Here is a 17,047-nt window from a genome sequence, read left to right as displayed (position 1 = left end):
CTGTTAAAAGGAGACTATTTTTTTATGGCTAAAAAGCAGGTAACATTTGCCGATATTGCAGAATACACTGGTTTTTCCAAGACTACGATCTCCAGATATTTCAATCATCCGGATTCTCTGACCCTGGAAAATCAGGAAAAGATCGCAAAAGCCCTTGATGAGCTCGGCTACAGAAAAAACAAGCTTGCCAGGGTTCTTGCCAATGGAAAAAGCGAATTTGTAGGGATCATTGTCCCGAACCTTTATCTTCATTATTATTCCGAAATGCTGACACAACTTCTTCGAAGTTACTCCGATTATCATTACAAATTTCTGGTTTTTGTCAGTGATGGCGGCCCGGAGAAAGAAATGCAGTATCTGGACGAGCTGATGGCTTATAAGATTGAAGGACTTATTGTTCTCAGCCATACTCTTTCCTCTGAAAAACTGGCTTCCTATAATATTCCTGTGATCGCCATTGAACGTGAAGCAGAACATATATGCAGCGTTACAACAGACAATTACATGGGCAGCATGCAGGCTACTTCTCTGCTGATACGCAATCAGTGTGATGTACTGATCCACATCAATGTCCATGTACCTGAGAATATTCCGGCTTATGATCGTATCCGTGCCTTTGAGGAAACATGCCGGGAATATCATGTTCCTTATGAACTGAACCTTAATGTTTCCGGTGATTCCTATCAGGAGCTTTTTGAACAGATGCGTGTGATCTTTCAGGATATTGACAGTAAATATTCCGGTCAGAAAAAAGGCATATTTTTATCCAATGATACTTACGCAAATATATTTCTCAATCTGATCTTCCAGAAATACAACTGTCTACCGGATGAATATCAGATCATCGGATTCGATAATTCACCCATTGCTGCGGAGTCCATCATCCCGATCACTACTATTGGACAGCAGATTGATGTGATCGCACAGACTACCATGGAACTGCTTGTGGAACAGATGAACGAAATGAAGAAAAGAAAACCGGCACCGCTTCAAAAACCGATCCACAAAAAGATCACTCCTGTTCTGATACGACGGCAGACAACAGGAGACTGAAAATACTTACAACATTTTTCCATATTCCATAACAACCCGTATATTCATGTACCGGAAACTTCATGCTATAATTCTGTGGAAAAATATCAGATAACCATTACCGCCGGGAAATATTTGACAGGTTTCCCGACATCTATAAATATCTATTCAGGGAGGAAATCATGAAAAAAGATCAGGAAATTTTTCAGGAACGTTTAAACCATCATCACGACGAGCTTCGATGGCTGTACACAGAGCTTTATCACAATGACGATATGTTTGCAGAGCTCTGCGACCAGATGTACCAGTATTTTACAGCACGCCGCCGCGCGCTCAAAAACCGCGACCTGGAAAGAGAAAAAAATCCGGACTGGTTCCGCCAGAAGGATATGCTTGGCATGATGCTCTATATTGACAATTTTGCCGGCAACATCAAGGGAGTTTCTGCCAAGCTTCCATATCTTAAGGAATGCAATGTGAACTGCCTGCATCTGATGCCGTTTCTGGACACTCCGAAGGGCCGTTCCGACGGTGGTTACGCAGTAGCTGACTTCCGCAAAGTCCGCCCGGACCTTGGTTCCATGAAGGATCTGGCTGCCCTTGCAGATAAATGCCACAAAAACGGAATGAACCTGTGTATGGATTTTGTTATGAACCACACTTCCGAGGATCATGAGTGGGCCAAAAAAGCACGCCAAGGTGACGGCGAATATATGAGCCGTTACTTCTTCTACAACAACCGTGAGATCCCGGACGAGTACGAAAAGACCGTACCACAGGTATTCCCAACCACTGCTCCGGGGAACTTTACCTGGCTTCCGGATATCGGTCACTATGTCATGACTACCTTTTATCCGTACCAGTGGGATCTGAACTACGGCAATCCCCGTGTTTTCAATGAGATGATGTACAACTTCCTCTTCCTTGCAAACCAGGGAATGGACGTAATCCGTATCGATGCGGTTCCGTATATCTGGAAGGAACTGGGAACTCCCTGCCGTAACCTGAAGCAGGTGCATACGATCGTTCGTATGATGCGTATGATTGCCGAGATCGTCTGCCCAAGTGTTGTACTTCTGGGTGAGGTCGTTATGGAGCCGGAGAAAGTTGTTCCCTATTTCGGAACCGTAGAGAAGCCGGAATGCCATATGCTTTACAATGTAACAACCATGGCTACAACCTGGAACAGCATTGCCACTCGTGATATCCGCCTTCTGAAAAAACAGATGGATATTGTAAACAGCCTTCCGAAGCAGTACACCTTCCTGAATTATCTCCGCTGCCATGACGATATCGGCTGGGGACTTGATTTCGCCACACTGAAAGAATGGGACATGGATGAGCCATCCCATAAGCGTTACCTGAATGATTTCTTTACAGGAAAGCATCCGGGAAGCGACAGCCGCGGAGAGCTCTATAATGATGACCCGGTAACTCAGGATGCCCGCTTCTGCGGAACTACTGCTTCCATGTGCGGGATCGAGGCTGCTCTTTTTGAAAAAGATGACGAGAAGCTGAAAAGGGGTATCCGCGAGGATCTGATGCTTCACGCATATATGCTTACCCAGTCCGGGATCCCGATGCTTTACAGCTCCGATGAAATCGGACGTCTCAATGATTATTCCTATAAAGAGGATCCGGATAAGGCTGCAGATTCCCGCTATATCCACCGTGGTGCTTTCCAGTGGGAGCTTGCCGAAAAAAGAAACTCCAAATCCTCCGTTGAGGGACAGATCTTCCAGACTCTTAGCCGCATGGAGCAGATCCGCAGCCAGGAATCTGTTTTTGATAAGGACTGTGATGTATATACATACGATGTTCATGATGACAGCATTCTCTGCATCCTCCGCCAGAAAGGAAACGAACGTTTCATCGGAATCTTCAATTTCAGTGACAGCGAAAAAACTGCCTGGATGCAGGAGGAAGGAACCTTCCGTGATCTGATCACTGACCAGACACTGGAGCTTAAGGACGTGGAGCTTCAGGCTTATGGATTTATGTGGTGTAAGAGGATGTAACTGTTACTTGGTAAATAAAAAAGACGTGGCCTTACGGATCCACGTCTTTTTATTATGTTATATCTTTATTTTTTATAAGCTGTTCTGGTATTCAGAAATTACTTGCAGAGCTCCTCTGCCATTGCATCGATCTCTGCCGCATTCTCATCACTGAGGGAGGACATGATCTTTACATTGTTCTCAAGCCATGTGATATTTTTACTCTTCTCGAACATTCCTTTCATGACTTTAGCTGCAGTCGGTGCCCAGCTTCCGTTCTCAATGAGGCCGATGGTGCGGTTCTGGTAATTACGCTCTGTCAGGTTCTCGATGAATGTACGCATAAACGGGAATGCTTCTCCGTTGTATGTAATGCTAGCCAATACCAGCTTGCCGTAGCGGAAAGCATCCTCCACTGCCTCTGCCATGTCTTCTCTTGCAAGATCGCAGACAACAACCTTCGGGCAGCCCTTTTCCTCCAGCTTCTGTGCAAGAAGCTCTGCTGCTTTCTTTGTATGTCCGTATACAGATGTGTAGGCGATCATTACTCCTTCACTCTCTACTTTATAAGAAGACCAGATATCATATTTCTCCAGATAATGTCCAAGATTTTCGGTAAGGATCGGTCCGTGAAGCGGGCAGATGGTCTGGATATCAAGAGTTGCTGCTGCCTTGAGAAGCTTCTGTACCTGCGGACCGTATTTTCCGACGATTCCAATATAGTAGCGACGTGCTTCGCAGTCCCAGTCCTCTTCTACATCAAGAGCTCCGAATTTGCCAAAGCCGTCTGCGGAAAACAGAACTTTGTCTGTGCTGTCATATGTAACCATAACCTCCGGCCAGTGAACCATCGGTGCAAATACGAAGGTAAGGACGTGTTTTCCAAGTGTCAGGGTGTCACCGTTGGCTACAATATGTTTCTTTCCTTCCAGATCCATTCCACGGAAGAAATTCTCCATCATGGTAAAGGTCTTTGTGTTGGCAACAACAGTTGTATCCGGGTATGCTTTCATGAAATTCTCAATGTTTGCTGCATGGTCCGGCTCCATATGCTGGACTACAAGATAATCCGGTTTCGCACCATCCAGAACCTCTGCAACTTTTCCCAGCCACTCTTCTGTGAAGCCGGCATCTACAGTGTCCATAACTGCGATCTTCTCATCTTTGATCACATAGGAGTTGTAGGACATTCCGTTTGGCACTACATACTGTCCCTCAAACAGGTCTACCTGATGATCGTTTACTCCTACATAATAAATATCATTTCCGATTTTCATTGTATTGAGTTCCTCCTTAGTCTGCTGTATTTTATATTTCCAATATTTCTGAAAATACTTTCTTATTGCTCTCATTTATTATATCATTGTTCGTACTGAAATCAATGTAGAATCTATAAATAAAAACAAACCTCTGCGCCTGGTAAAAGAGCTATTTTCCCCTCTTTACAAACCTATTCCAACATAGTATTGTATACCTTGGATGAAGGAATTTTTTATAATTTTTATGAGGTAAACTATGTGTGAAAATGAAAAAAAGAAAACGTCTTCCATTGAGATGACCTCCGGCTCTCTCTGGAAAAATATCCTCCTCTTTAGCCTTCCCCTGATGGGGTCCCAGGTGTTGGAGGTTCTTTTTAATTTAAGTGATGTTGCGGTTGTAGGGCGATTTGCAGATTACATGGCACTTGGAGCTGTGGGTTCCACAACTCTGCTGGTCACTTTATTTACCGGAATCCTGATCGGCATGGGCGCCGGAGTCAATGTTCGTGTAGCACACGAGCTTGGTGCCGAAAACAGAAAAGGTACCGAAGAAACGATTCATACATCTCTTCTTCTCTGTGCCATCGCAGGACTTCTAGTCTGTGTCGTCTGTCTTCTGTTTTCCGGACAGATGCTGTCCATGATGAATACGAAACCGGAGCTGATGGACCAGGCTGTTTTATATATGAAGATTTATGCTCTGGGTATGCCGGCCATGGCTGTATACAATTTCGGTAACGGCGTATTAAGTGCCCGCGGCGATACAAAGCGACCGCTGATCTATCTTTCCATTGCCGGAGTGATCAACGTTCTTCTGAACCTGTTTTTCGTTATCGTCTGTCATATGGCCGCCGCAGGTGTGGCAACTGCCAGCGCGATCGCACTGTATATCTCCGCAGCGCTGGTAATGATCCACCTCCTTCGGAGAAAAGACGAATGCAGGGTATCCCTGCGTAAGCTCCGTCTTCACCCGAAGGCCTGTAAAGCAGTACTGCTTCTTGGTATTCCCACAGGTCTGCAGAACGGAATTTTTGCCATTGCAAATCTGTTCGTACAGACCGGGGTCAACTCCTTCGATGCAGTCACGGTTTCCGGAAATGCCGCTGCCGCAAATGCAGACTCTCTGATCTACAACGTCATGTTTGCTTTCTATACTGCATGCGCGAGCTTCATCGGTCAGAACTGGGGTGCCGGAAATAAAAAACGTATGCTGAAAACTTATGGGATCAGCCTTACCTATGCCTTCATCGCAGGTGCGATCCTTGGTGGACTGCTTCTTGTTTTCGGTCCGCAGTTTCTGTCACTGTTTGCCACAGAACCGGCAGTCATTGATGCCGGCATGGAGAGGATCCGGATCATGGGCTTCAGCTATGCCTTCAGCTGTTTTATGGATTGCAGTATCGCCGCTTCCCGTGGCATCGGAAAAAGTATCCCACCGACCATCATCATCATTCTGGGATCCTGTGTATTCCGTGTCATCTGGTTCTATACGGTGTTTGCACACTTCCAGACCATTTCCTCACTTTATCTCCTGTATATTTTCTCATGGGGAATTACAGGCTTTGCGGAGGTTCTGTTCTTTGCTGTAAGCTTCCGGAAAATTCGGACCTGATACTTCAAATATATAGCGCCAGACGAAGCATTGATCTGGCGCTTTTTATATCTTTCTCGCGTTTTATGTACATTTGTCTTTACAAGGCGGACATAATTGTATATAATTATCCTGTTGTGCTTTTACGCGATGCAGTAATACCACTTAGAACGATCCGCCCTTTACACTGGATCGTTGCTTTGCGGCTCAGCATTTTTTAGCACACTCACACAATAGGAAAGAGGAAACTAGTTATGAAAAAACTGATTCAAAAATGGAACAGCATCAACCTGATCAAGCGTATCATCTGTGGTCTGATCGTTGGTATCATTCTCGGACTTGCGATCCCTCAGGCATCTGTGATCTCCATTCTCGGTGATCTGTTCGTCGGTGCTCTTCGTGGAATTGCTCCGCTTCTGGTGTTCTTCCTGGTAATGAGCTCTCTGTGCCACATGGGAAAAGGCCAGAAAACAAACATGAAATTCGTTGTTGTACTTTATCTTCTGGGAAATATACTCTCAGCACTGGCAGCTGTGATCTCCAGCCGCCTGTTCCCGATCATGCTGACTTTTTCCGAAAATACAAATACTTCCGACGTCACTCCGCCAAGCGGTGTTGCAGAGGTCCTCAAAAACCTTCTGATGAACATTGTTTCCAACCCGGTTGACGCACTTGTCAACGCCAACTATATCGGTATCCTTGCATGGGCCATCATCTTCGGTATCGCACTGAAGGCCGCAAGTGAAACTACCAAGACTGTCATCGAAAACATTTCCGATGCAACCTCCACAGCCGTAAGATGGATCATCAGCCTTGCTCCATTTGGTATCATGGGCCTGATCTTCACAACCATCTCCGAGCAGGGGCTTGGCGTACTGTTAAGCTATGGCCGTCTGATCTGTATACTGGTGGGAACCATGCTCTTTGTTGCACTGGTGATCAACCCGATCATTACTTTCATCTGCACACGCCAGAATCCGTATCCGCTGGTTCTGCGCTGCCTGAAGGACAGTGGTATCACAGCCTTCTTTACAAGAAGCTCTGCCGCCAACATTCCGGTAAACATGGAGCTGTGCAAGGATCTCGGACTTGATGAGGATACCTACTCCATCTCCATCCCTCTTGGTGCGACCATCAACATGGGTGGTGCAGCGATCACCATTTCCATCATGGCTCTGGCAGCTGCACATACACTCGGTATCAGCGTAGACTTCCCGACCGCTCTGATCCTCTGCATCCTGGCTGCTGCAAGTGCGGCTGGTGCTTCCGGAGTTGCCGGCGGTTCTCTTCTTCTGATCCCGATGGCCTGCAGCCTTTTCGGAATCCCCAATGATGTTGCCATGCAGGTAGTTGGTGTCGGTTTCATCGTAGGCGTGATCCAGGATTCCTGTGAGACAGCACTGAATTCTTCCACAGACGTACTTTACACAGCATGCGCCTGCAGGATCAGAAAGAATAAATGATCACACTTATAAACCGTCAGGTGGATATTCGTAATTGAAACAGGGGACTCCCTTGATTCGGTTAAAAGGAGCAGATCTTCCGTATTTGGAAAATCTGCTCCTTTTTGGCTTAGAGCGTGTTTGAAAAAGGCTTTCTGCAAGATGTGCGTCACAATTTGTGGGAGATTTTGTCCGGATGAGGGCGCCGTAGCGGGCTACGGCAACTGAATTCGGGTAAAATATACCGCAAAGTGGGGCGTGCAGATTACGGGAATGATTTTTCAAACACGCTCTAACCTTCAGTTCCTGCAATATCTGCCCCATATAAAATTATCCGTAATCGGTAAATAAAACATCCTCTACATTCGAAAAAGCTTCCAGTTCTCTCCCATCTGCACAGCCAGATATACGATCTCAAAGATCACAGCTACAGATCCAAGCTTAAAAAGCAGGGAATCCACAAAGCCTCCTGCCTTACAGAAATCCAGCGCAATGCCTCCCGGCAGCGGATACAGGATCCGTACCCGTTTCCGGTTAAAGCAGTCCAGCACCAGATGTGATACGAATCCAACCACAAAATAAAGGACCAGCTTCACGGACACCATGGATATGGCTGCACTTAAAATGGCCATAGCCATGATCGAATGCATAAATGACCGGTGCGGCTGATTTTTTCCAAAGGCGCAGACTGCAATAAAAATAATAACTCCCATGGCAACCGGCGCCATAGACTGGTTATTGCGGATCTTTTCCCAGATGGAAAAATCATAAAAATAATTCAATGCGATCTCTGCTGCCACAAGCAGTACCGCGATCAGTGTGAGCCTGTCCGCATCCTTATGGGATTTGGAGGTTCCCACATCAATGTCGCTGATCAATGCTCCAAGCATTCCTGTTCCTGCCGCAAGTACCAGACCGGAAACCGTAGAGGGCTGTGTAACTGCCAGCACTGTTCCGAGTCCGACTGCCGCGTGTGTTTTTCCTGTCATAATTCTCCCCTTATTGTAAAAAATCTTCCGTTATTCAGGATTATCCACTGCTACAGATCAGACACTCTCTTCTGATCTTCTGCATATATAAATGTATCACTTTATCATTTACCGCAGATCTGAAAATACAATAAGGCAGCTGTCAGCCTTACCTTTTACTGACAGCTGCCTCCACGAAACAGCATTATATCACATAAAAAATCACGATTCTATCTAAAATCTTTCTACTTTCTTTCACGTCCCGTTTAAATGGAATATGTCTCTTGGATTTCTCTTTTAATCAGACCAGTTCATACGTCCGTAGCGAAGTGCAAGACCTTGGATCTCTTTCTGAAGCTTCACAGTCAGCTCCCTTTTGCGGATCCTCCACTTCCAGTTCTTTCCTACTGTGGAAGGCTGGTTCATTCTGCAGCTGTTATCCAGGCCCATATAATCCTGCATAGGGATCACACAGAGCTTTGCACTGCTTCTCATAACCAGGCTGATAAAGCATTTATGCAGCTCTTTATCCGGTGTATAGTTATCACAGAGATAATCCCTGGCAAGCTTACGCTCTTTTGCCATAATGCTCTTCCACCATCCGGCGATGGTCTCATTATCATGGGTTCCTGTGTATGCCACACTGTTCTCCGGATAGTTGTGTGGAAGATAATCGTTGGCACAACCGGAATCTCTGGAATCAAACGCAAACTCCAGGACCTTCATTCCCGGGAATCCACTGTCATGGACAAGCTGACGCACAGAATCTGTCACATAGCCAAGATCCTCCGCAATGACCTGCTTCCAGCCAAGGGCCTGCTCCACTTTGCGGAACAAATCGATCCCGGGACCTTTTTCCCAGTGACCGCCAATGGCATTTTCTGCACCGTATGGAATGGAAAAATACTCGTCAAAGCCACGGAAATGGTCGATCCTTACCACATCATAAAGGCGGAATACGTAGCTCAGTCTGGAGATCCACCACTGATATCCTGTATTTCTGTGGTAATCCCAGCGGTACAGTGGATTTCCCCAAAGCTGTCCTGTTGCGGAAAAACCGTCCGGCGGGCATCCGGCTACAGCCACCGGCACATTCTCCTCATCCAGCTGGAAAAGCTCCGGATGAGCCCAGGTATCTGCACTGTCCATAGCTACATAGATCGGGATATCTCCGATGATCTGAATGCCTTTTTCGTTGGCATATTTTTTCAGTTTCATCCACTGCTCATAGAATTTGAACTGCATATACTGCTGGAATTCAATATCAAAATATAATTCTCTGCGATAGTAGTCCATGGCATTTGCCCAGCGAAGGCGGATATCCTCTGCCCATTTTGTCCACTCAACACCGCCGAACTGATCCTTTACTGCCATAAAAAGTGCATAGTCGGAAAGCCACCAGCTGTTTTCTGCAACAAATTTCTGATAATCCGGATTCTCGCTGATGTTGCTGTTTTCGTAAGCTTTGCGGAGAAGCTTATAACGGCCTTTGTAGATTTTTTCATAGTCTACGCTGTCTGCTCTTCTTCCCCAGCTGACCTTATCACAGTCCTCCTTTGTAAGGACGCCTTCCTCCACCAGTGCCTTCAGGCTGATAAAATACGGATTTCCCGCAAAAGTGGAGAAGGACTGGTATGGAGAATCTCCGTAACTGGTAGGTCCCAGCGGAAGGATCTGCCAGTAGCTCTGTCCCGCTTCCTTCAGCCAGTCCACAAAATCATAGGCACTCTTTGAAAAACATCCGATGCCGTACTCTGACGGCAAGCTTGTGATCGGCATCAGAATGCCGGCTGCTCTTTTATCCATATCTTTTCTCTCCTTATGTTGAGCCCTGCATCTCAGAGCATCTTATCTATTATCCTCTCACGGATGCATATTCATATAATCTACGCAATCGTTTGCGTAAATTATACGTCCATTTTGCATGAAGTGCAATGCGTTTTTGTCTTTTCTACCTTTCTTACAATTTTTACATCCTGATTTTGTGCAGTTTTTCATTATGTCAAACAGAATCTGTCTGCATCTCACTACCTGATTTTCTGTGCATCTGTTTTTACGCAATTTCATGCAATTTTCCGTGCAATATGTTTGACAGTATCCTTGTTATGAACTACAATATCTCTATCAGACTGAGATAAAAAAAGCCGGATCAGAGGCATACTTCCGCTTTGATCCGGCATATCCGTGAGGAGGCAAATTTATGGCAGTAACCATCAAAGATGTGGCAGCTCTGGCCGGGGTATCCCCGTCCACCGTTTCCAGAACCTGCAAAAATAATCCATCTATCAGTGAAGAAACCAAGGAACGTGTACGCAGAGCCATGGCGGAGCTTGGCTATGAGCCGAATTTCCAGGCCAGCAACCTGGCAGCACAGATTTCCCGCTCCATCGGTATCATCCTGCCTCCATCCCCAAAGGAGACATACGAGAATTCCTTTTACCTTGAGACGATCCGGGGAATCAGCCACTACTGTAACGCACATCAGTATATCAGCACCATTGTTACCGGTCAGAATGAAGAAGAGATCCTTAACGCAGTACGTTCCATGTCCAGAAGCGGTAAGGTTGACGGATTTATTGTTCTTTATTCCCGTGTGAATGATCCTGTTATTGATTTTCTTTTCAGTGAAGGACTTCTCTATATCCTGATCGGAAAACCGGCACAATACACCAATCATACGATCTATATCGATAATGACAACCTTCTGGCCGGACAGGAGGCAACGGAGTATCTTTATGCTCTGGGCCACCGGAAGATCGCTTATCTGGGTGTAGATAATTCCCTGGTCTTTTCCGCAGACCGCAAAACCGGCTATATGACTGCGCTGATCAGCCACGGATTAACCGTACAGCCCGAATACTGTATAGAGGTTCCTGCCGCTTCCCAGAATGAGTTTCAGGAGCTTCGAAAGCTGCTTTTAAGTGAGGAGCGCCCTACAGCTGTGCTTGTCAGTGATGATATTCTGGCACTTTCCCTGGAGCGGATCTGTATAGAAGCAGATATCTCCATACCGGAGGATCTGTCCATTCTTTCCTTTAACAACTCACTTTTTGCCAGACTGACTTCGCCTCAGCTGACCTCCATTGATATTAACTCCGGGCAGCTTGGAATGGAAGCAGCCACGCAGATGATCAGTCATATCGAAAATCCGAGTCTTCCGGCCACAAAGATCATTGTACCTCACCAGCTAATCGAAAGGAACAGCTGCCGGAGGATCTGATCTGCTTTCAAACAAAAAACAGGTATCTTCTCTGCTGACTGTGTATTGACCACCTCTTATCGATCTAACATTGGTGGTCGATCTACCGCCCGGCAAAAAGATACCTGTTTTTCATTTTTTATAATGCTTTCTCATAACACCAGTACATATGTCCCCAGAGTTCACACTCTCCCACGTTCTCAAAATTCAGCTTATCATAAGAACGGAGTGCTTTTACATTGTCCTTCGCAACAAGAAGATGTACAGCTTTATAGCCCCGCTTCTTCAGTTCTTCCATCACACCCTTAAGAAGTTTCCCGGCAATCCCCTGATTCTGGAATTCCTGACATACTCCCACCCGGGAGACCTCCGCTGACGGCACCATGGTTTCTGACCAGCATGTGAGACATTCCACATTTGGATCATCATCAATGGAGATCACACCTGCGATATTTCCCGCATCGTCCCGCATACAGAACAGCGCATCTCTGGAAAGATCAAATTCCACTTCTTTTTCTGAAGGATACTCCTCTGTCCACACACAATAGGGCGTCCCCAGCAATGAACGGTACAGCTTCAGAACTGTATCTGCTTCTTCTCTTTTTACACGCTCGAAATTCATTTTATATCCTTTCTCCTGAAAATACATTCTTTTTCCGCCCGGATCTCGCCAGTATCAGGATCACAGCAAATGTAATGATCTCTGAACTCAGAAAGGAGCTCCACACGCCATTGATCCCAAATAATCCGGACAAGATCACCGCACTTGCAGCAATAGTGATAACACCACGCATAAGCGATCCCACGATCGCCGGAACTGCACGATCCACCGCCGAAAAATACGCCACCAGCATAATATTGATCCCCGCAAACAGGAATCCAAGGAAGTAAATCCGCAGGCCCACATGCGCATAATCCAGAAGCTGCTGGTTATTTTCACTGTTAAAAACAGCGACCAGATTGTCTGTAAAGCCCCACACCACCAGGATCGTCACCGCTTCCAGCACTGCACAGGAAACCAGACTCCAGCGAAGCAGGCTTTTTACATGGTCACGCTGTCCTTCTCCGTAGCTTTTGCTGATAAGCGGCTGTGCACCCTGCGCCAGTCCGTTAAAAATAGACATTGCCACAAGGGAAAGATTAGCCACTACTCCGTAGGCTGCCACGCTTACATTTCCTGCGATCCCAAGAAGAAGCATGTTAAAAATGATCGTAATGATCGCTGAGGAAAGCTCTCCGACAAAGGCCGAAATCCCAAGCTGACAGCATGAGATCAGATGGCGAATGGAAGGCCGTACCCACCGGAAACCTACCTGATTCTTTTTCCCAAGGTAATGGGTTGTGCAGATCGCCATTGTAATGGCAGGACTGATGGCCGTTGCCAGCGCCGCTCCGGCAAGCCCCAGCTTCATTGGAAACATAAAAATATAGTCAAACACAATATTGAAAAGACTTGCGGAAATCGCCCCTGCCATGGCAGTGGAGGTTCCCTGGTCATTTCTTGCAAAAGCAGTAAACGTATAATTGGCCATAAACAGCGGCGTAGTGATCAGCATGATCCTGAGATAGCTTTTTCCAAGGGCAGTCAGACCTGCATCTGCGCCAAGAAGGTGAAGAAATTTCTCCGGTGCAACAATACCGGTGATAATAAATGGCACACTGCACAGAACGCTCCAGAAAACAGACTGCAGAAAATAGTGATCCGTATTCTCACCCTTGGCTCTGTTGATCCCGAATCGGGTGGCAGAACCGATACCGATCATTGCCCCGATAGCATATACCAATCCATACACCGGAAGGATCAGATTCAGAACTGCCAGGCCATCTGCGCCTGAATGAACTGATATAAAAAATGTATCCGCCAGAATATAAACCGATATTCCGATCATACCTGCAATGCTTTGAAAAATATATTTAAAAAACTGTCTCAGCATATATGCACCATGTCCTTTTCTGATTCTGGTTTTCATCCCATTTATCATTTATTCTAACTCAAAAAAGCTTCTCTTTTTGTTACTGATAATAACATCTTTCGCTACACCCCGCCGGAAACACTATCCGTTTTAACGTACATTTAAATTCCCTCTCATTTTCTGCAGCGTCCAGGATTTCCAACGCTTTTCGCAAATTCCGGATATCTTTTTCCATGTGATCCACATAGTTTCCCCGGCCAACCAGCTTCAGATGCGTGATCCCTGCCTGCTTCAGCTGATACAGTGCACACAGTCCACAGCCTGTCTCACCACAAAGATATCCGGATTCATCATATGCTTTCAGATCCGGTTCCTGATCCCACGCCTGCTCCTGAAGAGCCATTATTTTTTCCGGAACAGCATCACCATTCCGTACAGTTCCAAGCCAATAGGACACCCTGCAAAGATATCCCATCTCATCACAGTGAAGAGAATTACAGAATGCTCCCGTAAACTGGCACATTTCATTCAGCACAAAGGCCTCGAACTCCATTCCCGCTTCCGGTCGGATCCCGGCCTGTTTTTCCCCTTCTCTCTGAGATGCAATAACAGACTGCATATCCCGGAACATGTTTTTCCGATGAAAGATCAATCTCTTCAGAGGAAAGCGCCGGAACATCTTCAGCATTTCGCTGTTCACTTCCCCTGTCTCTCCGCTGAGATGGATCTCACAGGAAATCCCCCTGTTTTTCAGATAAACAAGAAGCGCCGGATCTGCAATGATATAGCTTCGAAATCCAATTCCCATGCACTTTTCTATGATATCTCCGATCTCCGGATACTGTTCCGGAAGATAATACAGGGAATTGAAGGTGAGATGCACCGGCTTTTTATATTTTTTTACCATCCGGGAAAGAATTTCCAGCTCACTGTATGCTCCAAGCTGAACATTACAACAGAGAACCTCCCTGCGATTTAACGGCATTACTGTGCCATATTTTTCCGCCCAGGAAAATGGTACATAGCCACAGAAAAATTCATCTGCTCCTGCCTGCACAAAACGTTCATATTCATCTATGGAGCCTAACCCGGCTGTTATTTTCATACTGTTATCCATGTCCTGTTCCTTTTTCTGCAATGTATTCTTGTCAAACAGATATTCGTGCTCCACCTTCACAGCCTGCTCATCACCTGTCATATATTAACAACAATGCGATCCGGCTTTGTGCCTTTTATATTTTTCCACATTTCAGGTATCTCCGGAAATGTTTTATCCACACCGAACAGGGAATTATACCTCCCTGCCATGTGTAAATGTTCCGGATAAAGAAGTGTGTATTTTTCACAAAATTTCGGACAGTGCTCCGCAAGCTGCTGTGTACCGCGATCTCCGGTGGTGCACAAAGCATACAATGGACAGTACTGCGAAGTGTTTGTCTGATAAAAAGGCAAATGCAGACTGTTTTTTCCCGGCGGAAGCTCCTGTGGATATCCACAGGACTCCCACTCGTATCTGTGGATATGAAATTCTTCAGCCAGAAAATCCCGATAAAACCCCGCATTCAGGCTGTTTTGCTGAAATAATAAGGTATCACCGGATTTATATTTCATTCGCGGATCCTTTTTTCGTTTATTAAGCAATGTGCCCAGAACAGGATGCAGGCGGGATGTTTTTCCACAGAGCATTTCCACCATGGCCCAGTCATTGACTACGATTTCCACATTCACCCCATGAATACAGCACCAGTTATCCACCTTTTCCAGAAGCTTTCCCACAGACGAAAGCATAAATTCCCGGATATAAGAAAATACCAGTGTGATCTCCGAGCCCTCCGAATACATTTTATCCATGATAGAAAAAAGCTGCTCTTCTGTCGGAAACAGGTTATGGCAGAACTGATTTCCAATATAAAATCTGTCCGGTATCCGGCCTGCAAAATAACTGTGAGTGAGATAATTCTTCTGCCAGTAAGACGCCAGAAAAGCCTGCAGCGGCTGGCACAGATATTCTTCATACAGGGAAGTGCAGTTTAATTCCAGGGCAAACTCTGCATTATCCAAAAGCCTTAATTCTTCTGCACCCATTGTATCCTGTGGATTTCCGGAAGCCTTTTCATTTTCTCTGAGAAACCACTGCTTCTTCTGTTCCTCCAGACTCCTGCAGTGCATCTCATCCAGCTCCGCAGGATAACCGGTCAGTGATTTCGCCAGCTCTCCATCGTCTTCATCCAGCTTCAGACGGATATATCGGTTGTACTCTCCGGCCAGACGCCGAACCTCCTGTACATAATCCTTCTGTTCCACTCTCACAGAATATTCCCTGTAAAAATATTTTCCGGTTTTCTTTTCAACTGGCTGTTGATCCTGCAGGCATTGCTCCTCTGCTGCACTCATCCCAAACCTCCGGATCTCCACTCTCCTGTACCCGGCTTTTTTCATATCATAAAAACAGATCAGAAACTGCTCCGGTTCCGGGCATTCCTCTGCCAGCCGAAATCGAAATCCATCTTCACCCAGCTCTGTGATCCGGATTTCTTTGCCGTCCATAAAACCGGATAGTAATCCAAATGGTATCATAGAGATCCTCATCAGGAAAGCTTCCTCCCTTCAGACAAAAAAGGAGATGCCATATGCTCCCATACAGCACCTCCCACTGTTCCTTCTTATTTCACTTCTACTAATTCAATTCTGAAATTCAGCTCTTTACCTGCCATCTCATGATTAGCATCGAAAGTAATGGTTTTTTCATCTTTTGCGTTAACTTTAACCGGGAACGGCTGACCATACTGATTGGAGAGGTATACCTGCTGTCCTACAGTAAGATCCTCAGCACCCGGAAGCTGTTCGATCTCAAGTGTAAAAATCGCATCCGGATTCGGCATACCGTAAGCTTCCTCAGGCATCAGATGAACATCTACCACCTGGCCAACCTCCATGTTTGCAACTGCCGCATCAAAGCCTTTGATCATCTGTCCTGCTCCGCAGATGAATTCCAGTGGCTCGCCACGGTCATAGGAAGAATCGAACTGTGTTCCGTCATTAAAGGTTCCTCTGTAATGTGTACGGCAGGTTTTTCCGACATTAGGGCCTGTGATAGATGGCTGGGAACCACATCCTCCGCCACAGCCTCCGCAGGAATGTCCGTCTTCATGACCGCCGCAGGAGTGTCCATTCTCATGGCTTCCGCAGGAATGTCCATCCTCATGATGGTGATGATCACAATTCACACCTGTGGATACCAGCTCGCCCTTCAGATAAGCATCCACAGCTGTGTCTGCATCTCCCTGTGCTCCGGAACATAACTCAATGCCAGCCTCAGCAAGTGCACTCTGTGCTCCGCCGCCGATTCCTCCACAGATCAGAACGCTGATTCCCTGCTCTGCAAGAAGTCCTGCAAGTGCACCATGTCCGGTGCCATTGGAACCGATCACTTCACTGGAAACAACCTTGTTATCCTCTACCTCGTACACCTTGAAAAACTCCGTTTTTCCAAAATGCTGGAAAATATTTCCGTTGTCGTATGTTGCTGCAATTTTCATTTGTAAAACCCTCCATTAATCAGATATGTATTATATTAGTATATCGTGCAGGCAGGATAAAAGCAAGGTTTAACTTCTCTCACAAAAACACCTCGCGGGACATTGCC

General features: G+C 46.1%; 12 protein-coding genes and 3 pseudogenes. 6 read left to right on the top strand and 9 right to left on the bottom strand.

Going from position 1 to position 17,047, the window contains the following annotated elements; translation table 11 throughout:
- Positions 1-24 precede the first annotated feature (24 nt).
- On the top strand, positions 25-1,053 hold the full coding sequence (locus NE638_RS13375; RefSeq protein ID WP_015526650.1) for a LacI family DNA-binding transcriptional regulator: 1,029 nt from the start codon (positions 25-27) through the stop codon (positions 1,051-1,053).
- A gap of 161 nt (positions 1,054-1,214) precedes the next feature.
- Positions 1,215-3,050 carry an amylosucrase gene (locus NE638_RS13370; RefSeq protein ID WP_173746385.1) on the top strand — a complete coding sequence of 612 codons (1,836 nt, stop codon included), beginning with the start codon at positions 1,215-1,217 and terminating at the stop codon, positions 3,048-3,050.
- Positions 3,051-3,151: 101 nt separating this feature from the next.
- Here the strand turns inward: NE638_RS13370 and NE638_RS13365 are convergent.
- Positions 3,152-4,306: pseudogene (locus tag NE638_RS13365) on the bottom strand (FprA family A-type flavoprotein); the annotation flags it as partial.
- Positions 4,307-4,544: 238 nt separating this feature from the next.
- Between NE638_RS13365 and NE638_RS13360 the strand changes: the two are divergent.
- Both NE638_RS13360 and sstT read left to right on the top strand, forming a co-directional pair.
- Entirely contained in the window at positions 4,545-5,900 is a 1,356-nt protein-coding gene (locus tag NE638_RS13360) for an MATE family efflux transporter (RefSeq protein WP_021652900.1), read from the top strand.
- A gap of 233 nt (positions 5,901-6,133) precedes the next feature.
- The gene (sstT, locus tag NE638_RS13355; RefSeq protein ID WP_173746383.1) at positions 6,134-7,342 is read left to right on the top strand and encodes a serine/threonine transporter SstT; all 1,209 of its coding nucleotides are present in this window, start codon (positions 6,134-6,136) and stop codon (positions 7,340-7,342) included.
- Positions 7,343-7,348: 6 nt separating this feature from the next.
- Here the strand turns inward: sstT and NE638_RS18295 are convergent.
- Positions 7,349-7,546: pseudogene (locus tag NE638_RS18295) on the bottom strand (DUF6783 domain-containing protein); the annotation flags it as partial.
- On the opposite strand from NE638_RS18295, the pseudogene NE638_RS18290 reads away from it, so the two are divergent.
- A pseudogene (locus NE638_RS18290) lies at positions 7,484-7,672 on the top strand (DUF6783 domain-containing protein). The pseudogenes NE638_RS18295 and NE638_RS18290 sit on opposite strands and share 63 nt — an antisense overlap.
- A gap of 8 nt (positions 7,673-7,680) precedes the next feature.
- On the opposite strand, the gene NE638_RS13350 reads toward NE638_RS18290, so the two are convergent.
- Together NE638_RS13350 and malQ are read right to left on the bottom strand one after the other, a co-directional pair.
- The gene (locus NE638_RS13350; RefSeq protein ID WP_173746381.1) at positions 7,681-8,310 is read right to left on the bottom strand and encodes a metal-dependent hydrolase; all 630 of its coding nucleotides are present in this window, start codon (positions 8,308-8,310) and stop codon (positions 7,681-7,683) included.
- 276 nt (positions 8,311-8,586) lie between these two features.
- The gene (gene malQ, locus NE638_RS13345; protein ID WP_021650234.1) at positions 8,587-10,095 is read right to left on the bottom strand and encodes a 4-alpha-glucanotransferase; all 1,509 of its coding nucleotides are present in this window, start codon (positions 10,093-10,095) and stop codon (positions 8,587-8,589) included.
- A 394-nt stretch (positions 10,096-10,489) separates the two neighbouring features.
- Here malQ and NE638_RS13340 point away from each other — a divergent pair, with 394 nt between their 5' ends.
- Positions 10,490-11,509: a LacI family DNA-binding transcriptional regulator gene (locus tag NE638_RS13340; RefSeq protein ID WP_173746380.1), complete on the top strand. Its 1,020-nt coding sequence runs from the start codon at positions 10,490-10,492 to the stop codon at positions 11,507-11,509.
- 118 nt (positions 11,510-11,627) lie between these two features.
- Here the strand turns inward: NE638_RS13340 and NE638_RS13335 are convergent, their stop codons facing one another.
- The 5 genes from NE638_RS13335 to NE638_RS13315 form a co-directional block, all read right to left on the bottom strand.
- Positions 11,628-12,110 carry a GNAT family N-acetyltransferase gene (locus NE638_RS13335; protein WP_021650238.1) on the bottom strand — a complete coding sequence of 161 codons (483 nt, stop codon included), beginning with the start codon at positions 12,108-12,110 and terminating at the stop codon, positions 11,628-11,630.
- Position 12,111: 1 nt separating this feature from the next.
- Positions 12,112-13,458 carry an MATE family efflux transporter gene (locus NE638_RS13330; protein WP_330603456.1) on the bottom strand — a complete coding sequence of 449 codons (1,347 nt, stop codon included), beginning with the start codon at positions 13,456-13,458 and terminating at the stop codon, positions 12,112-12,114.
- A 43-nt stretch (positions 13,459-13,501) separates the two neighbouring features.
- A complete protein-coding gene (locus NE638_RS13325; protein WP_256137215.1) occupies positions 13,502-14,572 on the bottom strand; it encodes a U32 family peptidase in 1,071 nt (356 codons plus the stop codon).
- A 23-nt stretch (positions 14,573-14,595) separates the two neighbouring features.
- Entirely contained in the window at positions 14,596-15,978 is a 1,383-nt protein-coding gene (locus tag NE638_RS13320) for a hypothetical protein (protein ID WP_173746378.1), read from the bottom strand.
- Positions 15,979-16,064: 86 nt separating this feature from the next.
- Positions 16,065-16,940 carry an FKBP-type peptidyl-prolyl cis-trans isomerase gene (locus NE638_RS13315; protein WP_173746377.1) on the bottom strand — a complete coding sequence of 292 codons (876 nt, stop codon included), beginning with the start codon at positions 16,938-16,940 and terminating at the stop codon, positions 16,065-16,067.
- Positions 16,941-17,047 lie beyond the last annotated feature (107 nt).

The sequence above is a fragment of the Blautia sp. MSK.18.38 genome (genome assembly GCF_024460535.1).
GTDB lineage: Bacteria > Bacillota > Clostridia > Lachnospirales > Lachnospiraceae > Blautia_A > Blautia_A fusiformis.
Note: the sequence above shows the minus strand (reverse complement) of the source record. Positions and strands in the feature narration are given on the sequence as shown.